Annotated in this window: 16 protein-coding genes and 2 pseudogenes; all 18 read left to right on the forward strand. The window is 59.2% G+C overall.

The annotated features are described in order from the left end of the window. Positions 1–256 (forward strand): annotated as a pseudogene (locus DY201_RS28565) (succinate--CoA ligase subunit alpha); the annotation flags it as partial. Positions 257–413: 157 nt separating this feature from the next. Next, the gene (locus DY201_RS28570) at positions 414–1,388 is read left to right on the forward strand and encodes a 2-hydroxyacid dehydrogenase (RefSeq protein WP_165916025.1); all 975 of its coding nucleotides are present in this window, start codon (positions 414–416) and stop codon (positions 1,386–1,388) included. Next, positions 1,388–2,689: a glycerate kinase type-2 family protein gene (locus DY201_RS28575; RefSeq protein ID WP_115734720.1), complete on the forward strand. Its 1,302-nt coding sequence runs from the start codon at positions 1,388–1,390 to the stop codon at positions 2,687–2,689. Before DY201_RS28570 ends, DY201_RS28575 begins: the two co-directional genes overlap by 1 nt. Positions 2,690–2,852: 163 nt before the next feature. Further along, a complete protein-coding gene (locus DY201_RS28580) occupies positions 2,853–3,593 on the forward strand; it encodes a helix-turn-helix domain-containing protein (RefSeq protein ID WP_115734721.1) in 741 nt (246 codons plus the stop codon). 1,121 nt (positions 3,594–4,714) lie between these two features. Beyond that, a pseudogene (locus DY201_RS28585) lies at positions 4,715–5,731 on the forward strand (glycoside hydrolase family 99-like domain-containing protein); the annotation flags it as partial. Between the two features lie 302 nt (positions 5,732–6,033). Further along, the gene (locus DY201_RS28590; protein ID WP_245432205.1) at positions 6,034–6,660 is read left to right on the forward strand and encodes an FkbM family methyltransferase; all 627 of its coding nucleotides are present in this window, start codon (positions 6,034–6,036) and stop codon (positions 6,658–6,660) included. 86 nt (positions 6,661–6,746) lie between these two features. Further along, positions 6,747–10,979, forward strand: a complete 4,233-nt coding sequence (locus DY201_RS28595) for a glycoside hydrolase family 99-like domain-containing protein (RefSeq protein ID WP_245432203.1) — start codon at positions 6,747–6,749, stop codon at positions 10,977–10,979. A gap of 285 nt (positions 10,980–11,264) precedes the next feature. Continuing rightward, positions 11,265–11,915, forward strand: a complete 651-nt coding sequence (locus tag DY201_RS28600) for a class I SAM-dependent methyltransferase (protein ID WP_165916026.1) — start codon at positions 11,265–11,267, stop codon at positions 11,913–11,915. Between the two features lie 45 nt (positions 11,916–11,960). Next, entirely contained in the window at positions 11,961–13,064 is a 1,104-nt protein-coding gene (locus DY201_RS28605) for an acyltransferase family protein (RefSeq protein ID WP_115734723.1), read from the forward strand. A gap of 684 nt (positions 13,065–13,748) precedes the next feature. After that, positions 13,749–14,645, forward strand: coding sequence for a class II glutamine amidotransferase (locus DY201_RS28615; protein WP_115734724.1), 897 nt, complete (start codon positions 13,749–13,751; stop codon positions 14,643–14,645). Between the two features lie 4 nt (positions 14,646–14,649). Beyond that, positions 14,650–15,387: a GltB/FmdC/FwdC-like GXGXG domain-containing protein gene (locus DY201_RS28620; protein WP_115734725.1), complete on the forward strand. Its 738-nt coding sequence runs from the start codon at positions 14,650–14,652 to the stop codon at positions 15,385–15,387. An 8-nt stretch (positions 15,388–15,395) separates the two neighbouring features. Next, a complete protein-coding gene (locus DY201_RS28625; RefSeq protein ID WP_115734726.1) occupies positions 15,396–16,724 on the forward strand; it encodes an FMN-binding glutamate synthase family protein in 1,329 nt (442 codons plus the stop codon). Positions 16,725–16,751: 27 nt separating this feature from the next. Continuing rightward, entirely contained in the window at positions 16,752–18,095 is a 1,344-nt protein-coding gene (gene glnT, locus DY201_RS28630) for a type III glutamate--ammonia ligase (RefSeq protein WP_115734727.1), read from the forward strand. A gap of 83 nt (positions 18,096–18,178) precedes the next feature. Next, positions 18,179–19,432 carry a sarcosine oxidase subunit beta family protein gene (locus DY201_RS28635; RefSeq protein ID WP_115734728.1) on the forward strand — a complete coding sequence of 418 codons (1,254 nt, stop codon included), beginning with the start codon at positions 18,179–18,181 and terminating at the stop codon, positions 19,430–19,432. Positions 19,433–19,448: 16 nt separating this feature from the next. Then, a complete protein-coding gene (locus tag DY201_RS28640) occupies positions 19,449–19,757 on the forward strand; it encodes a sarcosine oxidase subunit delta (RefSeq protein ID WP_067967931.1) in 309 nt (102 codons plus the stop codon). 2 nt (positions 19,758–19,759) lie between these two features. Continuing rightward, positions 19,760–22,822 (forward strand): sarcosine oxidase subunit alpha family protein, encoded by a 3,063-nt coding sequence (locus DY201_RS28645; protein ID WP_245432204.1) that lies wholly within the window; start codon positions 19,760–19,762, stop codon positions 22,820–22,822. Then, positions 22,815–23,447 carry a sarcosine oxidase subunit gamma gene (locus DY201_RS28650; RefSeq protein WP_115734729.1) on the forward strand — a complete coding sequence of 211 codons (633 nt, stop codon included), beginning with the start codon at positions 22,815–22,817 and terminating at the stop codon, positions 23,445–23,447. Before DY201_RS28645 ends, DY201_RS28650 begins: the two co-directional genes overlap by 8 nt. A gap of 108 nt (positions 23,448–23,555) precedes the next feature. Further along, positions 23,556–23,798 (forward strand): DUF7957 family protein (locus tag DY201_RS29325; RefSeq protein WP_115734730.1); only part of this gene is annotated, 243 nt, incomplete at its 3' end.

Raw genomic sequence — 23,798 nt, forward strand, 5'->3', positions numbered from 1 at the left:
CGGTCCACAGGAAGCCGAGGCCGCGGAATGGGCCAGGCACAACATGCGCAAGCCGCTTATCGCCTACATCGCCGGCCTTTCGGCGCCGAAGGGCAAGCGTATGGGCCATGCCGGCGCCATTATCTCCGCCTTCGGCGAATCCGCCCAGGAGAAGGTCGAGATCCTGCGCGAAGCCGGTGTGACCATCGTGCCGACCCCGGCCGCCTTCGGTCCGACCGTCGCCAGCGTGCTCGAGCAGCAGAAGAAGGCCGCCTGACCTGGCCTTCGGGAGCCGGCGCCGACCGGCTCCCTACCGCCTGGCTGGTGCTTCGGCCGATTATCGATGATCCATCGCATGATGTGTCGTTTCGAACTGCTAAGGTGCGTCTTGCGCGTCCGACCGGGATGCGTGGCGCTCCAAGCATGACCAAGGAATGGAAATGAAACCTCGCGTTATCGTCACCCGCCGCTGGCCCGCGGCAGTCGAGCAGATCCTGGCGGAGCGCTTCGACACGACCTTCAATCAGGGCGATGCGCCGCTGGGCCCGACCGAGCTCAAGGCGGCGTTCCTGAACTTTGACGCGATCCTGCCGACTGTCAGCGACAAGCTGCCAGCCTCGGTTTTCCCTGATGCGGACGTCCGCACCAAGCTGCTCGCCAATTTCGGCGTCGGCTTCAGTCACATCGATACGGATGCTGCACGCGCGCGCGGCATCGCCGTGACCAACACGCCCGGCGTGTTGACCGACTGCACCGCCGATATCGGCATGAGCCTGCTGCTGTCGGTCGCCCGGCGGGCGGGCGAGGGCGAACGCCAGCTTCGCGCCGGCCAGTGGGCGGGCTGGTGCCCGACCCATATGATCGGCACCAAGGTCACCGGCAAGACGATCGGCATCATCGGCATGGGCCGCATCGGCAAGGCGATGGCCAAGCGTGCGCATTTCGGCTTCGACATGGATGTCGTCTTCTACAACCGCTCCAAGGTCGACGACGAGGAAACCCGCGCCATGGGTGCGCGCCAGCTGGCAAGCATCGAAGAGGTCCTGGCTGCATCCGATTTCGTGTCGCTGCATTGCCCAGGCGGCGCGGAAAACAGACACCTGATCAATGCCGAACGCCTCGCTTCGATGAGGCGCGGCGCGTTCCTGATCAACACGGCACGTGGCGACGTGGTCGACCAGAAGGCCCTTGTCGCAGCACTCGACAGCGGTACCATCGCCGGTGCCGGCCTCGACGTCTATGACGGCGAGCCTGACGTGCCCGGCGCCCTGATGCGCATGGAAAATGTGGTGCTGCTGCCGCATCTGGGCAGCGCTACCGAGGAAACCCGCGTGGCCATGGGCATGAAGGCGGTGGACAATCTGACCGCCTTCTTCGAAGGCCGCGCCTTACCCGACAAGGTGGTGTGATGTATCTCGACTGCTCGGTTTCGGCACTGGTCAAGCTTCGCGCGCAGGCAACGGCCCTGTTTCGCGAAGGTATTGCGGCTTCCGATCCCGAGCAGGCGGTCATTTCCACCCTTGAAACCAAAACGGATGAGATCGCCGCTGCAAGGCGCGTCATCCTGATCGCCTTCGGCAAGGCGGCGTGCCCGATGGCGCGCGCGGCCTTGCCTTTCATTGGCGACAAGCTTGCTACCGCCGTTGCGGTGACCAACTTCGAGAACCTGGCCGACATCGAAGGCGTCGAAGTGATATCAGGCGGTCACCCCTTGCCCGACGAAGGCAGTATCAGGGGCGCCGAGCTCATAGAACGCGCTGCCCTGTCTGCCGTAACAGACGATCTTGTGCTGGTGCTGGTCAGTGGCGGCGGTTCGGCACTTACCTGCGCTCCTGCCGCGGGCATCGGGCTCGCCGACAAGATCGCGCTCAACGACACATTGATCCGCTGCGGCGCCGACATCAGCGAAATCAACGCCGTCAGGCAGTTGTTCTCGCGGCTCAAGGGCGGACGTCTCGCCCAGCTCGCCTCGCGAGCCAAGGTGTTGTCGCTCATCCTGTCGGACGTTCCCGGCGACGATGTCGGCACTGTTGCAAGTGGTCCGACCGCGCTGCCTTCGGCGACGCAGGCCGAAGCGATCGCCATTCTCGACCGCTATGGCCTGGTCAAGACGCTGTCGCCTGCGCTCAAGGCGCATCTTGACCTGCTCGTCGAACGTGCCGAGGTCGCAACCAGTTTCGATCATGTCGAAAACATCGTCATCGGCAGCAATGGCATCAGCCTGCAAAGGGTCATGCACAGCGCCGAAGCCAACTATCCCGTCGTCGTCAAGGCCGACGACTGGCTAAGCGGCGATGTATCAGATGTCGCCAAGACCCTACATCGCATGGCGGTGTTTGCCGCCAGCCAGCGTGGTCCCGTGGCGATCGTCGCCGGCGGTGAGCCGACGGTGCGTGTCGCCGGCAATGGCAAGGGCGGGCGCAACCAGGAGCTGGCGCTGCGTTTTGCATTGCTGAACGAGTGGACGTCGATCAAGCGTCCCTGGGTTTTCCTGAGCGGCGGCACCGACGGCCGTGACGGGCCAACGGATGCGGCGGGTGCCATCGTCGACGCCGGCTCGACGACATGGATGCGCAAGCTGGGCTGCAATCCGGTGGCTCTGCTGCAGAACAACGACTCGTACCATGCGCTGGCGTCGTCGGGCGACCTGCTGATGACCGGTGCTACCGGCACCAATGTCGCCGACCTGCAAATACTGCTGATGCAGTAGCGGCCTCACCTGCGCCTTTCGAAATCTGCCTGGTTGGCGCTCGGCTGACAGTTGTCCTGGTGGCCGCCGCACCGCTGCGTTTGTCAGATTCTGTTGAACGTGCCGCTAAAAATGTTTACTCTCGGTGAAATAGATTCAGCGAGCAGAGGCAGGCGGCGTCGAAATGAGCAAGGCTAGGGCGGCAGAAAAGAACGGGAATTCGAAAAAGAATGGCACGGCGATGTCGGCTGCGGTTTCAGCCGGCGCCGCAAAGTCCGCTCTGGCTCACGTCTCGCCGCCGCTGCACCAGGATCCCCACGCCGTGCGTGACACGCGTGAGAAGGTGCTGGAAGTGGCGATCGGCCACGAGGTGCGTGCCTTCCGCAAGAAGCTTGGCATTACCGTTGCCGACCTCGCTTCGGCCACCGACATATCGCTCGGCATGCTGTCCAAGATCGAAAACGGCATCACCTCGCCATCGCTGACGACATTGCAGGCGCTGTCGCGGGCGCTCGGCGTGCCGGTCACCGCCTTCTTCCGTCGCTTCGAAGAGGAGCGCAACGCCGTTTTCGTCAAGTCGGGCGAGGGCGTCGACGTCGAACGTCGCGGTACGCGCGCCGGGCACCAATATACGCTGCTCGGCCATATCGGCTCCGATACATCGGGCGTGACGGTCGAGCCGTATCTCATCACCCTGTCGGAAGATTCAGACGTCTTCCCGACCTTCCAGCATGACGGCATGGAGTTCCTCTACATGCTGGAGGGCGAGGTCGTTTACCGCCACAGCAACAATCTCTACCGCATGACGCCGGGCGACAGCCTGTTCTTCGATGCCGATGCGCCACACGGCCCGGAGGAACTGACCCATTTGCCGATCAAATATCTGTCGATTATTTCTTATCCGCGCGGCCGCGGCGGCGACTGAAGGCGGCGAGGCGTTTGTTGCAGTCGAACATAACCGACCGGGCGGCCATCGAGCATGTCGGTTTGGCAGCAGCAAAAATTGCCAGCGAGTTGGATTGCTCTTATCAATTGGTAGGGTAAGCGCGGGAAAATTATGCTGAACGGGGCCTTGTGGACCGCGATAAGAACCCAAAAGGCAAGCGTATGTTCAGCATGACGCAAAAAGCCAAAGATGAATATCTTGACCACAACCAAGATAGGCGAGATTAAAGCTTTTTCTCCCTCGCCCAGCCTGATCACGTTGCATCTATGGTTTTGTCGACCTGCGCCTCGAAGGCAGAGGTCACCTGCCGCTCGGTCCAGTTCAGGATCGTGCCCAGTTCTCAGTACAGCGTAGCAGCGATCTCGCCCCGCTTCGCGCCAGGGTCAGAACGATCTTCTCGATCAACGATCGCAGCGCCGTCGCGGCCTGCGGCCGATCGTCCGGATGGTTGAGCGGCTCGGTCAGATGCGCCATCTTCCGCGCAAAGAGTGACGATATGCTCGGTAGCAGGTCCGGCTTGTCCTACGGAGCGGCGGCAAGCTGGTTCGTAAGGTCGGCCTTGCGCATCTCGAGCGCGTCTATCTCGGCCGTCATGCTCACCGCCCATCTCATTCGTCCGGGATCGAGAGGCGCTTCTATGACCTTCGGCGAAGGCACTCGACATTGGGCTGTCTGGGCCCGTTTAGTTCTGGGACCAAGCTATGCCAGCTTAACCTCGTCCGAAAGATCGGCAGCAGGACAAGACTGCGTGTTGATGGAGATCTACGAAACCCACACCAGACTGGCCGTCCCGATCGGCTTATCGTATACGGGCGAAGCAGTTTGGCCGATAAAGGGCGATTCAGGCAGCGAACGCAGACCACTGGGCTTCCTATTGAGGATGAGCAGGGAGCAACCGAGTGAGGATTGATATGGTGATGATCTGGCCGAAAGAACCGCACCACCGGAACCCGGCGTCGAGTATGTTTGCGCCAAATCTGACGCGATTGAATTCCCAGCTCTCGTGTTGTTGGTGGTAGCTACCAAACGCGCGTTGCGTAGGGCGAACTTAATAAGTTCGGCCAAGCGTACTATGACTACAGCGTGAGCGCCCTGAGCGAATGAAACAAAACAACCTGTGCCTATGGCTGCGCAACTTTTTTGGCAATCGGATCTCACACCAGCTAGACCCCAGCACTCTGGCCTCTCAGCATGCGGCCAATGCAGCTGGCATTTTTGCTTATGGCGATTATGTCGATGCTGCCACGGTTCCGCCGCCCGCAAGTGATGTTCGCCTTATCGCGTACTACCAACCGCAGTTCCATCCTACACCTGAAAATGATCATTGGTGGGGCAAAGGTTTCACCGAATGGCGCAATGTGACACGCGCCACCCCATTGTTCGATGGGCACTATCAGCCGCGATCTCCCGCCGAGCTGGGGTATTACGACCTACGCCTGGTAGACGTCATGCGCCGCCAAGTGAATCTGGCGAAGCTCTATGGGATCGGCGGCTTTGCGTTTCATTTCTATTGGTTTGGCGGCCGAAGGCTTCTTGATGAACCGATTGAGAACTATCTCAAACACCCAGAGCTAGACCTCCCATTCAGCCTATGCTGGTCGAATGAGAACTGGTCGCGTAGCAGGAGCGGAAGTGAGAAGGAGATATTAATAGCGCAGGACCATTCGCCGGGCGATGACATTGCGCTTATCCGCCACCTTGACCGGTACTTTCGGGATCCGCGCTATATCAAAATCGCAGGAAAGCCAGTTTTTACTGTATGCCGCCCTGATCTTCTTCCAGATCCGGTAGCAATACTTGAGCGATGGCGTCATGAAGCTGAAAAGGTAGGGTGGCCTGGGCTGTATATTATCGCGACTAACGCTGCTGATTTTACTGCCTACTACAAGTATGGTTTCGATGCTCTGTCAGAGCTTCCGCCCCATGGCTTGAAGGCAAGGAATGTTGAGGACGTGATCTCTATGTCGGCTTTGCGCGAGAATGGTGGCCACGTCCGGCTATATGAAGAGGCGGTTCACAATGCGATAAACACGGCTGTACCTGAAGGTCGGGTTCATCCGGGAGTTATGCCGGGTTGGGACAATTGTCCCCGGCGCCCGCGCGATGGGGTAATCTATCATGGGGCGACGCCAGAGATGTTCGGCTTCTGGCTACAGCAAGCTGTTGAGCGTGCTCGGGGAACCCTGAGGGCGAGCGTCTGGTTTTCATCAATGCCTGGAACGAATGGGGTGAAGGTGCTTACTTGGAGCCGGATTTGCGGTTCGGTTATGGCTTCCTTCAAGCATGCAGAGAAATGGACAGCGTTACAACAAAGAAGGGACGAACAATTTATTTCGATCCCGCCGACAGTCGCGGCAAGATGCTCAAAGAGCACGATGGAAACTTTAATCCGTCCTCGCTGTTGTTGTGGGACATGGTCTTGAACGAGGCGCCGTGGAATCATGTGGTCGACGTCGGTTCCAATTATGGTGAGATGCTCGCCAACGTGCAGCTGCCGGTTGGTGCGGAGGTCACGGCAATCGAACCTAACAGCGTTATCCGGCCTCACCTCAAGAGAACGCTTAAGGAAGCAGGTGTCGATGCCCGATTTGTGTGGGCAGCAGTTTCGGATTCCCTCGGAAAAGCTCGCTTTCTCCGGGATGATAAATGGTCAGGTACAAGCCGGGTCCTGCAGCCCGGAGAAACATCCGAGTACCTAGTCGAGGTACCCCAGGTGACCGTGGACAGTCTTCTAGAAAGCACTAGAGGAACCCTTCGGCTTGCAATGAAGATCGATGTCGAGGGCCATGAGGCTGCTGTTTTACGCGGGGCTCAGCGGAGTCTTGAGCGCGCCGCGAATTATTCGATCCTTGTAGAAATAAAGCATATCCCCCAGAGCGATCAGGCTTGGATATTTACAAATTTTGACGTCTTCGGCCTTGATGTCAAATCCGAGCGCCTAGTATGCCTGACCGGAATCTCCCAAGAGGAAATAATGCGGATGATACAGACCGAAGAAATTTATGCGCAGGACGTGATCATAAAGCGCAAGGGGTATCGCCGCTGATGCCAAGTTCGGTCAAATGGAAAGCGCTATGGCGGCATCCCATGGACTCCCGCAAGCGAAAGGAGTTTTGTACGGGGAGGCAACCATTGTTGCAGAAGAAAGTCGTGGGCAAGACCCGTATGTGGGTCAACCTGGCGGCGATCCTCCGCCACCCTCTTTCTCGCAATCAGCGTCGCACCTGGCGCAATGTTGTGTTGGACGGATCAACTAACACAGGGGCCGTAAACGCGGTCTTTCAGTCCACCTCCGAAGCCCTGCATAGCCGTCTGTTTGATTGCTACGTGCAAAATTCCCTGGGTCAGTTCGATCCGTCGGAATATGTTGAGATAGCTGCGGATGCCGCACCCGCAGATGCTAGCGATGTAAAGCTGATCGCCTACTACCTGCCTCAGTTCCATCCGATCCCGGAAAATGACAAGTGGTGGGGCAAGGGCTTTACCGAGTGGCGCAATGTTACTAGGGCCTACCCGCAGTTCGATGGGCACTACCAACCTAGGGTACCGGGCGAGTTAGGGTACTATGACCTGCGGGTCGTTGACGTTATGCGGCGACAAGTAGAACTTGCAAAGCTCTATGGTATCCATGCATTCTGCTTCCATTTTTATTGGTTCGGTGGAACGCGTCTGCTTGAAACGCCGATACTAAACTATCTTGAGAATCAGGACCTTGACTTGCCGTTCTGCCTTTGTTGGGCAAACGAGAATTGGTCGCGCCGTTGGGATGGCAGTGAACATGAGGTGCTAATCTCGCAGTCCCACTCAAGCGAGGATGACGCTGATCTTCTTAGATATCTCGATAAGTACTTTCGGGATGAGCGCTATCTCAAAATCGATGGCAAACCTGTGCTGACCGTTTATCGTCCTTCAATCCTTCCGGATGCAGCAAAGACGGTCGATCGATGGAGAGAAATTGCGAAGGAGCTTGGGTATCCCGGTATCTACTTGATAGCGACCAATTCGTTTGCCTTTACGGACTACAAAAAATTTGGCTTTGACGCGCTTTCGGAATTCCCTCCGCATCATGTCGCGGCGTCCAACATCCAAAACGAATTTCAGATGTCGCACTACCGCAACGGCTGGCGCGTGCGCTCATATGCCGAAATTGTAACGTCCGAAGAGACACGTAATCCAGTGGCCGGAACCGTTTTTCCTGGTGTAATGCCAGGCTGGGACAACAGTGCTCGTCGACCGACGAATGGGGAAATCATCCACGGGGCAACGCCGGCAATTTTTGAGCAATGGCTGCGCCAAGCCTTTGCGCGCGCCCAAAAGAACAGTCCGGCTGAGCGTTTCGTGGTTATCAATGCATGGAACGAATGGGCGGAAGGTGCTTATCTTGAGCCTGATAAGAGGTTTGGCTATGCGAACCTCGCAGCCTGTGCTTCGGCGATACGAAACCACGTCGATACGGCCGAGATGCGTTTCATTGCCGGCAAGCGCGTACGGCAAGACAGTTCCAAAACAATACTACTTTGCTCGCATCATGCCGGTAAGCAGGTTTTTGGAGGCGAGCGTAGCTTCCTCGACGTGGCTCGGGCGCTGGCTGAAGGTGGCTTTAATGTGGCTGTAACTGTACAGGAAGGCGTGAATTCCGAATACATTAAGGAGTTGCGGAAGTATGCCCAAGAGGTTCATATCTTCAAATACAACCAGTGGACATCTAATTCCACAGATACTTACGAATCAACGTCGCGATTTCTGAGCGTAATTGATAGCGTAAAGCCAGATGTTGTATATGTAAATACGATAGTCGTCGCTTCACCTCTTGCCGCGGCGAGATTGAGGGGTATTCCATCAATAGTACATGCGCGAGAAATTATCGTCTACGACGAGGATCTTCAGAAGCAAATTGGTCTCAGCGGCCAAGAAATCGTCAAGAAAGTTCTGGAATCTAGCGACTTCATCGTTGCCAATTCGCATGCTACTGCGCAATGCTTTTCCGGTGGCAATGTTACAACTATTGCGAATACCATTGACGTTGATTCCTTCACCGTGCCTCGCGCTGGTGCAAAGGATACTGTCACCTTTGGTTTGATTAGTAGCAATTTGCCAAAGAAAGGCATTCAAGATTTCGTTGCATTGGCGCAAATTTGCGTGAAACTGGCACCGAATGCGCACTTTCTAGTCATTGGCCCACTTTCTCGGCCATTGATCAAAGAGTACCTTTCGAGCAAAAGGCGTTTCCCAAAAAATCTCAATTTCGTTGACTACCAGCCCACCTCGCGGGAGGCGATCGGTATGGTTGACGTCGTAGTCAACTTCTCGCACTTTCAAGAGTCGTTTGGACGAACTGTGCTTGAAGGCATGGCTGCTGGGTGTCCTTCACTTGTTTATGATTGGGGTGCCCTTTCGGAATTGGTTGAGCATGGTGTGACGGGTTTCTTGGTTCCTTTTGGCGAGCCATCAGAAGCGGCTAAACACGTGCAACTCATGTGTACCGATCGAGAACTCCTGCGAAGAATGGGATCTGCGGCGCGGCAAAGATCCGAAGTATATTCATTCCCGCATTTCAAGCAAAAGGTTGTGACTTTTTGCCGTGATGCGATAGCCGCCGGTCCAGTCCTGAATGTCTATTCGGCAGTTCGCGAGAACCGCTTGAGAAACGTAGCGAGCAAGTCCGTTGACATCGTCGTTTGCGTTCACAATGCCCTGCGCGATGTAAAGGCATGCCTTGCGTCGGTGCGGACGAATCTTGGCGCGGGCCACCGGATTGTCCTGGTCGACGACGGTTCCAACGAAGAGACGCGCGAATACCTGGAGAAATTCGCGGGCGACAATAGGGTCGTGCTGCGTCGAAACGACGTTGCTCAAGGGTACACTCGATCTGCCAACCTAGGATTGGCACTGACTAGCGCGGATTTGGTCGTCCTATTGAACAGCGACACGATTGTGACCAAGAACTGGGCTGAGAAGCTTGCGGACGCGGCTTTTTCGATGCCGGGCGTTGGTGCTGTTGGGCCGCTTTCGAATGCGGCATCCTATCAGTCGATCCCGAGCATTGTCGGTACGGACAAACAGACCCCGGTAAATAACCTGCCTCGGAACATGTCGCCGGACGAAATGAACGCTTGGTGTGAAAATCATAGCACATCGGTAGTTCCGCTAGTCCCGCTCGTGCATGGCTTCTGCCTTGGCATTACACGCCAAGCCCTGGAAAGCGTCGGGAACTTCGATGAGGCGGCGTTTCCAGACGGATATGGAGAGGAAAATGACTATTGCTTCCGCCTTTCCGCGGCGGGGTTCCGAATGGTCATTGCAACTCACACCTACGTCTATCACGTGAAATCGTCGAGCTATACCGAGGAGCGCCGACACCGATTGTCTGCACGGGCGCAGGGCGTTCTATATGGTCGCTATGGACGCGGTCACTTCGATGCTGCCATTAAGTCGCTGGAGCAAAATGCAAGCCTTTCTATCGTGCGTGCTCTGGCCAAGAGCATGTACGATGAGGTTCAGCGGGATGCGCCACGCGGAAGCATTGCACGCGAACCTCACCCTTATATCTTGTCGGAACTCGACGATGGGCAGTGGCTCAAAACGCTGCAAGCCAGCGTAGATAGCAGGGTGGTTGATGGCATCGAGTACCCCGGCTTTCCTGAGCCCGCGCTGCAGGTCGGAACAGTGGGTTCATCCGGGCAGGGGACCATCGCTGAGGGATTTCGCTTCTATTCGTTCATTCGAGACGTTGCAGCGTCGAACGGAATGAATTTGAGGCCGGATTCACGAGTGCTTGATTTCGGAGTCAGCTGGGGTCGGATAATCCGCTGTCTGCTGCGAGATGTCTCCCCGTCGGGCCTCTATGGTGTTGATACTAGTGATCGCTTCTTGTCCGCTGCACGCCAATCAGGAGTTCCCGGAGATCTGAGGCTGATTCAGCCTGATGGAAATCTACCTTTCAAAGACAGTACTTTTGATGTTGTCTATGCATACTCTGTCTTCACGCATCTTCCAGAACACATTCAGAATATTTGGCTTGCAGAGATTGCCCGTACGCTAAAGCCTGGCGGGATCTTTGTCGCCACTGTGCAGCCTCCGCGTTTTCTTGAGTTTATCCAGAACGCCGACAAGGAGAAGGTCGCGAAAAGCGCTTGGCTGCAGCAACTGCAGGCGGAAGTATCAAAGATAGGAGATGCGCCTGCGCGGCTAAAGGAATCTGATTTCATTTTCTTGCCAACAAACAATGGAAAGACTTATGGCGACACGATCATGACAAGGGATTATGTCAATAAGGTTTGGGGGAAGCATTTCCTTATCGACGAGTATCTCGATGACGCTAGCCGTTTTCAACAGGCAGTAGTGACTGCTAGGCTTCGGAGATAGCTCTGAAGTCTCCAGAATGCGGCCTATACGCGCTGCATTCTGGAGACTTTTATGTCATTTGTACCGCGCCTTCTTCTAACTACAAGGCTTGCCGACCATGAACGTCGAAGCAGATTCTAGATCGGCAAAATGAGCGAACTGCCATTTCGCCTTGAACTTCCAGGCTTCTGTCCGATTTGCCGCCGGAGGACTACATTTCAGGCCAATGGACCTTGGCTTCGCGGCACACTCCTATGCAGCACCTGTCCGAACGGGTCTGTCCCTCGCGAACGGGCGCTTGCTTTAGTGCTCGAGGAAGCAGCGCCGAACTGGCGGGCATTGCGCATACACGAGTCGTCACCTGCAAACAGAGGTATTTCGGTCATATTGGCAAGAGATTGCCCAGGATATGTCGGATCCCATTATTTTCCAGATCACGAGCGTGGGGCAAGTGTGAATGGCTGGCGCAACGAGGATATAGAATGTCAAACGTTTGCTGATGCCGAGTTCGATTTGGTGGTTTCCCTGGACGTGATGGAGCATGTGTTTAACCCGGAAGCCGCATTCAAGGAAATCTTCCGGACATTGAAGCCTGGTGGATATTATGTCTGCACATTTCCGATCCAGCGTAGCCAGGTTCAGGCACTTGGAGTTCGAGCCAGTATTTCCGGCGGGCATATCACCCATCATAAAGAACCCGAATACCACGGTAATCCAATCAACCACGAGGGGGCTTTGGTTACGGTGGACTATGGCTATTCTATCCACCAACTGATCGCTGAGTGGGTACCATTCGAAGTGCGGATTTCTCGTTTTTCAGATCGTGAGCACGGAATTCTCGGAGAGTATACTGAGGTAGTCGTATGCCAGAAGCCAGGGCGGCCCCCTCCGATGTCGATGCGCTCTCAATGGGTAAGGCGAGCATTGCGTACGGTGCTAAAAAGACTGTTCGGCTGAGGTCAATTGTGGTGCGAGCCTGAATGTGCCACATACGGAAACATAATGGTCGGTGCAAATACAAGAATCGTAGGACTTGACGTTTTGCGTGACTTTGCTGCGATAATAATCGTTGTATATCATTGCAATGCATTATTGGAATTGCAAAAATGGCCACAGTATACAGGGTATTTTTCCTTCGCCGTACAGATTTTCTTCGCATTGAGTGCATTTTCACTCTGCATACGCTACCAGGGAAGACTTGAAGGTATAGGCAATATTACGGATTTTTACATCCAAAGATGTCTACGAATTGCTCCCCTTTTCTATGTGATGATGCTTTTGGTTATAGTCCGGCGCATCTACAAGGGATGGGAGTTGCCAAGCCTGCAAGAAGTGGTGCTTAACCTAAGCTTCCTGTTCCCATTTGTGCCGGGAAAGCATGAGAGCCTTGTTGCCGCAGGCTGGTCTCTGGGCTTGGAAATGATGTTCTATGCAATGTTCCCCTTGGTCGTTGCATACGTGCTGAATTTGCGACAGGCAGGTATCTGGTTTGTAATAGCGATATTCGTCCAGTGTCTTGCTGGATATTGGCTCTATTCTGCAAATTTGACGCAAAATTTCTACTGGATGGCGTTCCCGGTACAGGTCCCGTTCTTTCTCATCGGCGTCGTGGTGTTTCACTTGTTTAAGAAGGTCGACACTTGGCCTATGTCGCGTCGGGCTTCGCTGGCCGTCGCCACAGTCATCGCGGCTCCGACACTTCTCTGGGTAGGCTGGGCGTTGGGTATCTATGAAATGCGGATCGACGGTTGGCCTGTGTTCCGTCCAATCATCGGATACTTGCTCGCTCCGTTGGTGTTTGCATTTGCGATCTACTCATTCCCGGTGATCGTCAACCGTGGCACGGTCTATTTGGGCGAGATCAGCTACGGGGTCTATCTCATCCACCCCCTGATGATCCGGCTTGTCGGTGTGCCTGTTCAGAAAACGCTCTCTCAAGCGGGGGTCGGTACGCTAGAAACAACTGTACTTGTCATCGGCGCAGTACTAGCAGCGACGATCTTGATGGCATCCCTAAGTTATCGCTGGCTTGAACGACCCATGATGCAGTTGCGCGGGCGTGCCGTATTAGGCAAAGGGGCCCTGTTGGAGCCCAGACTTCGGTAACGAGGCCGACCCAGTCAAGCGGTTTTGCGCACGGGAGGCCGGTCGCGGCCGCCCTCGTCTGAGATCACCCCGGGTGCATGATTCGGTGAGTGGTCGCCGCGGGGCTGCCAACATGTGCTGATTCAATGCGATTCGATGTGCCCAGCTCATTGGTGCTCGATGTGGATCGGCACAATCCGGACCACGGCATCATCGGAACCGCGTCCTTGAGGGGGCCTCGAGGGCCTTTCATCGACCCGCTGATCACACCGGCGCGCCAGGCCAAGGCAACCATGGCGCGCTTCCGGCGACGACGGCGAGCGGACCCGTACTGCCCAGGTTCTCAGCCACGTCGGGCGGTCTCGGTGCATCATGACGGTCGCGGCTTGACACAACGCCCGGCGCAGGTTGATGCAGCCGCTGCGACAAGGGGCCAGCCTCAAGGCCAATGGCGGCAATGGTGCGATCATGTTCCCTGATCCAGCGCACAATTGCTTCGGGCTCACTGGCAATCTAGGCCTCCCTCACGACTCGCAGCAAGGTTGAACCTGAGTGCCGCGCCCGGGTGGGTCAGCGGCGGCTTCAATGCCATTTGTCGCCGGCTCCGTTGTTTTTCTACAGGAATAAAAAATTCATCACAGTTGAATTGGTATCCGGAACCTGCTAGCTTTTGTCACAGGCAGCCAATCAGGTGAGGAAACCGGGATGTGCGGAATTGTAGGACTCTTTTTGAAGGACAAGTCGCTGGAGCCCCAATTGGGCGCATTGCTGTCCGAAATGCTTGTAACCATGACCGATCGTGGCCCCGATAGCGCGGGCATCGCCATCTACGGCGGCGGCACAAAAGGTCATGCCAAGGTCACCATCCAGTCGGCCAATCCGGACGCGGACTTCAAGGGTCTGGACGCCGAACTCGGCAAGAAGATCGGCGCCAAGGTTTCGTCGACTGTAAAATCCACTCACGCGGTGCTCGACGTGCCGACCGAAAAGGTCGCCGAAGCCCGTGCGGCACTTGCCGAACTGCGCCCCAACGTCCGTGTCATGGGCGCCGGTGAAGCGATCGAAATCTACAAGGAAGTCGGCCTGCCGGTCGAAGTCGTGAAGCGCTTCGACGTCACCAAGATGAGCGGCAGCCATGGCATCGGGCATACCCGCATGGCCACCGAATCCGCCGTCACCACGCTCGGCGCACACCCGTTCTCGACCGGCCCCGACCAGTGCCTGGTGCACAACGGCTCGCTGTCGAACCACAACAACCTGCGCCGCGAGCTTATCCGCGACGGCATGCGCTTCGAGACGGAAAACGACACTGAAGTTGCCGCAGCCTATCTGTCCTCGAAGATCGCGCACGGCCAGAACCTCGGTGAGGCGCTGGAAAGCAGCCTGAACGACCTCGACGGCTTCTTCACCTTCGTCGTCGGCACCAAGAACGGCTTCGGCGTCGTCCGCGACCCGATCTCCTGCAAGCCCGCCGTCATGGCCGAGACCGACCAGTACGTCGCCTTCGGCTCCGAGTATCGCGCCCTCGCCAATCTGCCAGGCATCGAAGACGCCAAGGTCTGGGAGCCCGAGCCGTCCACCGTCTATTTCTGGGAGCACTGAGATTATGCATTCAACAAATCTTGCGACCGCGCCTCTGCACCAGGCCAACTACACGCCGAAGACCTTCGATCTGTCCAAGATCACTTTGCGCGAGTTCAACCAGGCCCTCCACAATGTGAAGGATGCCGCCGGTGAATCGAACTGGGAGGTTCTCAACCCCAAGGGCAGCCACGCCGTTGCCGTCGGCGCCGAGCACGCGATCTCGATCGATGTGCAGGGTTCCGTTGGCTACTATTGCGGCGGCATGAACCAGAACAGCACGATCACCGTGCATGGTTCGGCTGGCCCCGGCGTCGGTGAAAACATGATGTCGGGCACGATCATCGTGAAGGGCGACGCCAGCCAGTACGCCGGCGCCACCGGCCGCGGCGGCCTGCTTGTCATCGAAGGCAACGCCTCGTCGCGCTGCGGCATCTCGATGAAGGGCATCAACATCGTTGTCCGTGGCAATATCGGCCACATGTCGGCCTTCATGGCTCAGTCGGGCAACCTCGTCGTCCTCGGCGATGCCGGCGATGCACTGGGCGACTCGATCTACGAAGCCCGCCTGTTCGTGCGCGGCTCGGTGAAGAGCCTCGGTGCCGACTGCATCAAGAAGGAGATGCGCCCCGAGCACATCGCCATCCTGAAGGACCTGCTTGATCGCGCCGGCATCACCGACGTCAAGCCGGAAGAGTTCTCGCGCTACGGTTCTGCGCGCACGCTCTACAACTTCAACATCGACAACGCCGACGCTTACTGAGGAACACTATGAGCTATCACAATCCTCCGACGACGCCACGCAAGTCGGCCACGTTCGATGAATACGCGATGTCCGAAATCCGTCGCGCCGCAGCGACTGGTATCTACGACATCCGCGGCTCCGGCGCCAAGCGCAAGGTCCCCCATTTCGACGACCTGCTGTTCCTGGGCGCTTCGATCTCGCGCTATCCGCTCGAAGGCTACCGTGAAAAGTGCGACACGTCAGTCGTCCTGGGCACGCGTTTCGCCAAGAAGCCGATCGAGCTGAAGATCCCGATCACCGTTGCCGGCATGAGCTTCGGCTCGCTGTCGGGTCCGGCCAAGGAAGCACTTGGCCGCGGCGCAACGCTTTCCGGCACTTCCACCACCACCGGCGACGGCGGCATGACCGAGGAAGAGCGCGGCCACTCCAAGCAGCTCGTCTACCAATACCTGCCGTCGCGCTACGGCATGAATCCGCGTGACCTGCGTCGCGCCGACGCCATCGAAATCGTTGTCGGCCAGGGTGCAAAGCCAGGCGGCGGCGGCATGCTTCTGGGCCAGAAGATCTCCGACCGCGTCGCCGAAATGCGCACGCTGCCCAAGGGCATCGACCAGCGCTCGGCCTGCCGTCACCCCGACTGGACCGGTCCGGACGATCTTGAGATCAAGATCCTCGAAATCCGCGAGATCACCGACTGGGAAAAGCCGATCTACGTCAAGGTCGGTGGCGCGCGCCCCTATTATGACACGGCCCTCGCAGTGAAGGCCGGTGCCGACGTCGTCGTGCTCGACGGCATGCAGGGCGGCACGGCTGCGACCCAGGAAGTGTTCATCGAGCATGTCGGCCAGCCGACGCTTGCTTGCATCCGCCCGGCAGTGAAGGCGCTGCAGGATCTCGGCATGCACCGCAAGGTTCAGCTCATCGTCTCCGGTGGCATACGCAATGGTGCCGATGTGGCCAAAGCGCTGGCGCTCGGTGCCGATGCAGTATCGGTCGGTACCGCGGCACTTATCGCACTCGGCGACAATGACCCGCGTTGGGAGGAAGAATACCAGAAGCTTGGCACCACTGCCGGTGCCTATGACGATTGGCACGAGGGCAAGGATCCGGCCGGTATCACCACGCAGGACGTCGAGCTGATGAAGCGCGTCGATCCGATCGCGGCTGGTCGCCGTCTGGCGAATTATCTGAAGGTCATGACGCTTGAGGCACAGACGATTGCGCGTGCCTGCGGCAAAAACCACCTGCACAATCTCGAGCCTGAGGATCTCTGCGCTCTTTCGATCGAAGCTGCCGCCATGGCTGGCGTGCCGCTTGCGGGGACAAGCTGGGTACCTGGTAAGGGTCCCTTTTAAAACCACGAGGATTGGGAGGAGCAATTCATGGGTACGGCCTTCGAAGCCAAAATCGATCAGTCAGAGGTGACCGATCTCAAAGAGTTCGCAAGGGCTCGCAACATCAGATACTTCATGGTCTCGTATACGGACCTGTTCGGCGGCCAGCGCGCCAAGCTGGTACCTGCCCAGGCCATTTCGGACATGCAGAAGGACGGAGCCGGCTTTGCCGGCTTCGCGACTTGGCTGGACCTCACGCCAGCGCACCCCGACATGCTTGCCGTGCCGGATCCGCTCTCGGTCATCCAGCTGCCCTGGCGTCCGGAAGTGGCCTGGCTCGCATCGGACTGCCTGATGGAAGGCAAGGGCGTTGCCCAGGCACCGCGCAACACGCTGAAGCGCCTTGTCGCCGAAGCCGCCAAGGAAGGCATGCGCGTCAAGACCGGCGTCGAGCCGGAGTTCTTTCTGACGACGCCGGATGGCAACCAGATCGCCGACGAGTACGATACGGCTGCAAAATCCTGCTACGATCAGCAAGCCGTGATGCGCCGCTTCGACGTCATCGCCGAAATCTGCGATGCCATGCTCGACCTCGGCTGGAAGCCCTACCAGAACGACCATGAGGACGCGAACGGCCAGTTCGAGATGAACTGGGAGTATGACGACGTTCTCCAGACCGCCGACAAGCACTCCTTCTTCAAGTTCATGGTTCGCTCGATCGCCGAAAAGCACGGCCTGCGCGCAACCTTCATGCCGAAGCCGTTCCAGGGTCTGACCGGCTCGGGCTGCCACGCCCACATTTCGGTGTGGGATCTTGCCGGCAAGTCCAACGCCTTCGCCGACAAGAACATGGAACTGGGCCTGTCGGAGAAGGGCCGCTACTTCCTCGGCGGCATCATGAAGCATGCCTCCGCACTTGCCGCGATCTGCAACCCGACCGTCAACTCCTATAAGCGCATCAACGCACCGCGCACCGTCTCCGGTGCTACCTGGGCGCCGAACACGGTGACCTGGACCGGCAACAACCGCACCCACATGGTGCGTGTGCCCGGCCCTGGCCGCTTCGAACTGCGTCTGCCCGACGGCGCGGCCAACCCCTACCTGATGCAGGCGATCATCATCGCCGCCGGCCTCAGCGGCATTCGCTCCAAGGCCGATCCCGGTCCGCGCAGCGACGTCGACATGTACCGCGAGGGCCACACCGTCACTCACGGTGCCAAGCTGCCGCTCAACCTGCTCGACGCGCTCCGCGCCTATGACGAAGACAGCGAGCTGAAGGCTGCGATGGGCGAGGAGTTCTCCGCCGCCTACATCAAGCTCAAGCACCAGGAGTGGAACTCCTACGCGTCGCACTTCACCCAGTGGGAACGCGACCACACGCTGGACGTCTGAGGCACCAAAACAGGCACTGCGCCCGGTCATCCAGATCGGGCGCAGTCCTCTGATACACCTCACATTTCGCCGGAACACATGCGATGAAATATTCGATCTTCTCACTCGCCAAGGCTGCGCTGTCAGGCCACAAGGGCTGGACCCGGGCGTGGCGCGATCCGGCACCCAAAAGCCACTACGACGTGATCATCATCGGCGGTGGCGGCCATGGACTGGCGACGGCGTATTTCCTCGCCAACGAATACGGCATCCGCAACGTTGCCGTGCTTGAAAAAGGCTGGATCGGCTCCGGCAATGCTGGCCGAAACACCACCATCATCCGCTCCAACTACGGACTTCCCGGCAATACCGGCTTCTACGAGATGTCGATGAAGCTGTGGGAACGCATGGAGCAGGATCTCAATTACAACGCGATGGTTTCCCAGCGCGGCATCATCAATCTGTATCACTCCGATGCCCAGCGCGACGCTTTCGCCCGCCGCGGCAACACCATGCGTATCAACGGCATCGACGCCGAACTGCTCGACGCGGTGCAGATCCGCAAGGAGTTGCCGTTCCTGAATTATGACAGCCCGCGCTTCCCGATTATGGGCGGCCTGATGCAGCGCCGCGGCGGCACCGCCCGCCATGACGCGGTCGTCTGGGGCTACGCCCGCGCCGCCGACCAGCGCGGCGTCGACATCATCCAGAACTGCGAAGTCACCGGCTTCGTGCGCGACCACAATGGCAAGGTCACCGGCGTCGAGACGTCACGCGGCAAGATCAGCGCCGGCAAGGTCGGCATGGCGGTCGCCGGCAATACCTCGCGCGTTGCCGCGATGGCCGGCATGAAGCTGCCGATCGAAAGCCACGTGCTGCAGGCCTTCGTCTCCGAAGCGATTAAGCCGCTTATCCCAGGTGTCATCACCTTCGGCGCCGGCCACTTCTACATCAGCCAGTCCGACAAGGGCGGCCTTGTCTTCGGCGGCGACCTCGACGGTTACAATTCCTACGCCCAGCGCGGCAACATGCCGGTGATCGAGGATGTTTGCGAAGGTGGCATGGCGGTCATGCCGATGATCGGCCGCGTCCGCATGCTACGCCAGTGGGGCGGCATCATGGACATGTCGATGGACGGCACGCCGATCATCGACAAGACGCCGATCGACGGCCTCTACCTCAATGCCGGCTGGTGTTATGGCGGCTTTAAGGCGACGCCGGCATCGGGCCTCGTCTTCGCCCACCTCTTGGCGCGCGACGAACCGCACCCGGAAGCCGCCCGCTTCAGGCTCGACCGGTTCCGCCGCGGCGCGATGATCGATGAAAAGGGCCAGGGCGCCCAACCCAACCTGCACTGAAAGCGAGACTGGCGGAATGCGTATTGCATGTCCTTTCTGCGGCGAACGCGAGAACGGCGAGTTCACCTATCTCGGCGACGCTTCGCCCAAGCGGCCCAACTTCGCAGTCGATAGCGGCGAAAGCCCCGAGGGCGTCGAGGACGCCTTCTACGACTACGTCTATCTGCGCGACAACGTCGCCGGCTACATGCGCGAGTACTGGTACCACGGTGGTGGCTGCCGCTCGTGGCTGATCGCCGAGCGCAACACGGTGACGCATGAATTCAGGTCGGTGACCGCAGCCCCAGGCGTTGGCGCGGCCAAGCCGGTGCAGGCAGGAGAATAAAGATGTCGGGCTATTCCGGATCCGAACCGCTCGGCAGGACGGACGCACTGGACGGCACGTCGACCAGCGCGCGCAGTCAGGCAGCTTCGGCCAGCCAGTCGCACCGCCTGCGCAGTGGCGGCCTGATCGACCGTCAGCAGCCTTTGCAGTTTTCGTTCGATGGCAATGTCATGTCGGGCTTTGCCGGCGACACATTGGCTTCGGCGCTCGTTGCCAATGGCGTCAAGCTGGTCGCACGCTCGTTCAAGTATCATCGCCCGCGTGGCATCATCACCGCAGGCTCCGAAGAGCCGAGCGCGCTGGTCGAGATGCGCAGCGGCGCCCGCAAGGAGCCGAACACCCGCGCCACCACGCAGGAGCTCTATGATGGGCTGGTTGCCCAGAGCCAGAACCGCTGGCCGTCGCTGCGCCGCGACTTCATGTCGATCAATCAGCTGGCCGCGCCGATCTTCGTCGCCGGCTTCTACTACAAGACCTTCATGTGGCCGGCGAAGTTCTGGGAGAAGGTCTACGAGCCGCTGATCCGCCGTGCGGCCGGTCTGGGCAAGAGCGCCGAGCTGCCCGATCCAGATCACTACGACAAGGCCTGGGCGCATTGTGACGTGCTCGTCATCGGTGGTGGTGCCGCTGGTCTTTCGGCTGCCTTGGCGGCTGGCCGCGCCGGTTCGCGCGTCATCCTCGTCGAGGAAGACAGCCGCCTCGGTGGGCGCCTTCTCAGCGACGGCGGCGAAATCGACGGCATGCATGCCGAGGAGTGGGTGCGGCGTACGACCGACGAACTCACAGCACTTCCGAATGTTCGCATCATGGTCCGCACGGCGCTGTTCGGCGTCTATGATGGCGGCGTCTATGCCGCGCTCGAGCGCGTCAACGACCACGTTCCGGTGCCGGGTCCGCATCAGGTCCGCCAGCGTGTCTGGCGTATCGTCGCCAAGCGTTCGGTCGTGACGGCAGGTGCTATCGAGCGGCCGATCGTTTTCCCGGGCAATGACCGTCCGGGCGTGATGATGGCGTCCGCCGTGCGTACCTATGTCCATCGCTTCGCGGCGATGCCGGGCCGCAAGGTCGCGCTGTTCACCAACAATGACGACGGCTGGCGCACGGTCGAGGCGATCCAGCAGGCGGGTGGCGACATATCGGCCGTGATCGATCCGCGCGGCAAGGTGCCGGCGGAATACCAGGCGCTGGCCGAGCTCTCCGACCTGCGCGTGTTTTCGGGCGGCGTCTCGGACGTCAAGGGCGGCGTCGATGGCGTGCGCGGTGTCGTCGTCACGGACAACAATGGCCGTACGCAGCAGATCGATGCCGATTGCCTCGCCGTCTCCGGCGGCTGGAACCCGAATGTCGGGCTGTCCTGCTTCCATCGTGGGCGGCCTGTCTGGCGTGACGACATCGCCGCCTTCATTCCAGGAGAGTCGCCGAAGGGCATGACCACTGCAGGTGCCGCCAATGGCGAGTTCTCGCTTGGTGCCTGCCTGCGTGATGGTCATGCTGCGGGTGCCGCAGCTGCTGCCGAATGTGGTGCATCAGGCAATGCTGGCGAAGCCTCGGAAGCCGGTGACGAGGTCTATGCGATCTCACCGCTCTGGCAGGTCAAGGCCAAGGGCAAGGCTTTCGTCGACTTCCAGCACGACGTCACCGCCTCAGACGTGACGTTGGCACAGCGCGAAGGCTTCGAGAGCGTCGAGCATCTCAAGCGCTACACCACGCTTGGCATGGCGACCGATCAGGGCAAGACCTCCAACATCACCGGTCTCGCCATCATGGCCGAAGCCACCGGCCGTACCATCCCGCAGACCGGCACGACGATCTACCGTCCGCCCTATGCGCCGGTGGCGATCGGCGCGCTGGCCGGCCATCACCGTGACGAGAACTTCCATGCCTGGCGGCTTACTCCGTCGCATCACTGGGCTGCTGCCCGGGGCGCGGTCTTCGTCGACACCGGCCTTTGGAAGCGCGCGCAGTGGTATCCGCAGCCTGGCGAAAAGGACTGGCTGGAGTCGGTGACCCGCGAAGTGCTGGCCGTGCGTAACGGCGTCGGCTTCTGCGACGTCTCCACCCTCGGCAAGGTCGACGTCCGCGGTGCAGACGCCGGCACCTTCCTCGACCGCGTCTATATCAATGCCTTCTCGTCGCTTGCCGTGGGCAAGGCGCGTTACGGCCTGATGCTGCGCGAAGACGGCATCGTCATGGACGACGGCACGACCTCACGTATCGCCGAAGACCACTATTTCCTGACCACGACGACCGCCAAGGCCGGCCCTGTCATGGCGCATCTCGAATTCTGCCGCCAGGTTCTGTGGCCCGAACTCGACGTTCAGCTGTCGTCGGCTTCGGATCAATGGGCGCAGTTCTCGATCGCCGGACCCAATACCCGCAAACTGCTCCAGGAACTCGTCGATCCGTCCGAGGACATGTCCAACGAAGGCTTCCCCTTCATGGGCGCCCGCGAGGTCAAGCTGCGCGGCGGCGTCACCGCTCGCCTGTTCCGTATCTCGTTCTCCGGTGAAATCGCCTTCGAAATCTCTGTCCCGGCCCGTTATGGCGCTGCCATGGCGCAAAACCTGATGATTGCCGGCCGTGATCTTGGCGTCACGCCCTATGGCACCGAAGCACTTGGCGTCATGCGCATCGAAAAGGGCCACGTTGCCGGTCCAGAGCTCAACGGTACGACGACCGCCGACGATCTCGGCCTCGGCAAGATGATGTCGAAGAAGAAGGACTTCATCGGTCGCGTCATGGCAGGCCGTGAAGCACTGACGGCACCCGACCGTCAGGTCGTCGTCGGCATCAAGCCGCTCGACCAGAAGCGTCGGCTGCGCTCCGGTGCGCATGTCGTTCCCAAGGGAGCGATCCCCGGTCCGGAAACCGATCAGGGCTACGTCACCTCGGTCTGCTATTCGCCGATGCTGGAACAGTGGATCGGCCTTGGTCTGGTCGAACGCGGTCGCGAGCGTTTTGGCGAAATCGTGCGCATCCACGACCCGTTGCGCAGCGAAGACTACGAAGCCGAAATCTGCAATCCAGTCTTCTACGATCCAGAAGGAGCGCGCCAGCGTGGTTGATTATCTCTGGAACACCCAGTCGCCGCTGCAGAAGGCGCTTGTTCCCGGCCGCCATGGCGCAGCCGGTGCACAAGCCGGCGTGACGCTGAACGAGGTGCGCGACATCGTGCTGGTGCAGGTCATGGCAAGGCGCGGCAAGGCAGCGGAAGCCGCCAAGGCCGCCAAGAAGCTGTTCGGCATCGAGGCGCCGGCTACGCCCAAGGCTGTCAGCGGTAAGACGGCGACGCTGATCTGGTCGGGCCCCGATCAGTTCACGGTCATTGCGCCCCGGACCGACGAGGCGTCGCAGCTTGCGGCCATGGCGCAGGTCTTTGCCGGATCAGCATCTTTGTCCGACCAGTCGGATGGCCGCTGCCTGATCCGGATTTCAGGCCCACGTGGCCGTGATGCCATTGCCAAGTTCTCGTCGCTCGATCTGCACGACCTGGCCTTTCCGGTCGGCGCTGCGGCAAACACCTCGGTCGACCACACGGCGGTGAATCTGTGGCGCGATGCAAATGGCGCTGACGGGCACCCCGTTTACAACATGCTGGTATTCACCAGCTTCGCCGACAGCCTTTGGCATACCGTCGTGGATTCGTCGCTGGAGTATGGCGTCGACGCGGCGAGCGCCCGGGCCGCCTGATAGAGCGCAGACAGACACCAGAAGCCCCGGCTGACAGCGCGGGGCTTTTGACATTTTGGATGCTTCGGCAACGGTGCTCTGCATCGTCTTCGTAGGCAAAGTCCAAGCATGCCCGCCGGCATACTCAACCAGATCCCCATTCCCGCCAGCCATGACACGATCGTACTCCTGGACTGGATGTCGGATGAGACAGAAGGTGGCCGTAACCTCGTCAGGATAACTCCGGATGGCCAGCCGGTTTGGAAGGCAACTCCGCCGCAGAATGGGCCGATGGATTGTTTCGTTGCGGTGGAGTGGGAGGGGGCCGTCCTGACCGCCAACACGCGGAACTGCCACCGCGTGACTGTCGAC

It is taken from the genome of Aminobacter aminovorans (assembly GCF_900445235.1).
Classification (GTDB): domain Bacteria; phylum Pseudomonadota; class Alphaproteobacteria; order Rhizobiales; family Rhizobiaceae; genus Aminobacter; species Aminobacter aminovorans.

Bases quoted from the DNA above. Each gene is read 5' to 3' on its own strand.
- DY201_RS28570 (WP_165916025.1), top strand. From the start codon at position 414: ATGGAAATGAAACCTCGCGTTATCGTCACCCGCCGCTGGCCCGCGGCA.
- DY201_RS28575 (WP_115734720.1), top strand. From the start codon at position 1,388: ATGTATCTCGACTGCTCGGTTTCGGCACTGGTCAAGCTTCGCGCGCAG.
- DY201_RS28580 (WP_115734721.1), top strand. From the start codon at position 2,853: ATGAGCAAGGCTAGGGCGGCAGAAAAGAACGGGAATTCGAAAAAGAAT.
- DY201_RS28605 (WP_115734723.1), top strand. From the start codon at position 11,961: ATGGTCGGTGCAAATACAAGAATCGTAGGACTTGACGTTTTGCGTGAC.
- DY201_RS28615 (WP_115734724.1), top strand. From the start codon at position 13,749: ATGTGCGGAATTGTAGGACTCTTTTTGAAGGACAAGTCGCTGGAGCCC.
- DY201_RS28620 (WP_115734725.1), top strand. From the start codon at position 14,650: ATGCATTCAACAAATCTTGCGACCGCGCCTCTGCACCAGGCCAACTAC.
- DY201_RS28625 (WP_115734726.1), top strand. From the start codon at position 15,396: ATGAGCTATCACAATCCTCCGACGACGCCACGCAAGTCGGCCACGTTC.
- glnT (WP_115734727.1), top strand. From the start codon at position 16,752: ATGGGTACGGCCTTCGAAGCCAAAATCGATCAGTCAGAGGTGACCGAT.
- DY201_RS28635 (WP_115734728.1), top strand. From the start codon at position 18,179: ATGAAATATTCGATCTTCTCACTCGCCAAGGCTGCGCTGTCAGGCCAC.
- DY201_RS28640 (WP_067967931.1), top strand. From the start codon at position 19,449: ATGCGTATTGCATGTCCTTTCTGCGGCGAACGCGAGAACGGCGAGTTC.
- DY201_RS28645 (WP_245432204.1), top strand. From the start codon at position 19,760: ATGTCGGGCTATTCCGGATCCGAACCGCTCGGCAGGACGGACGCACTG.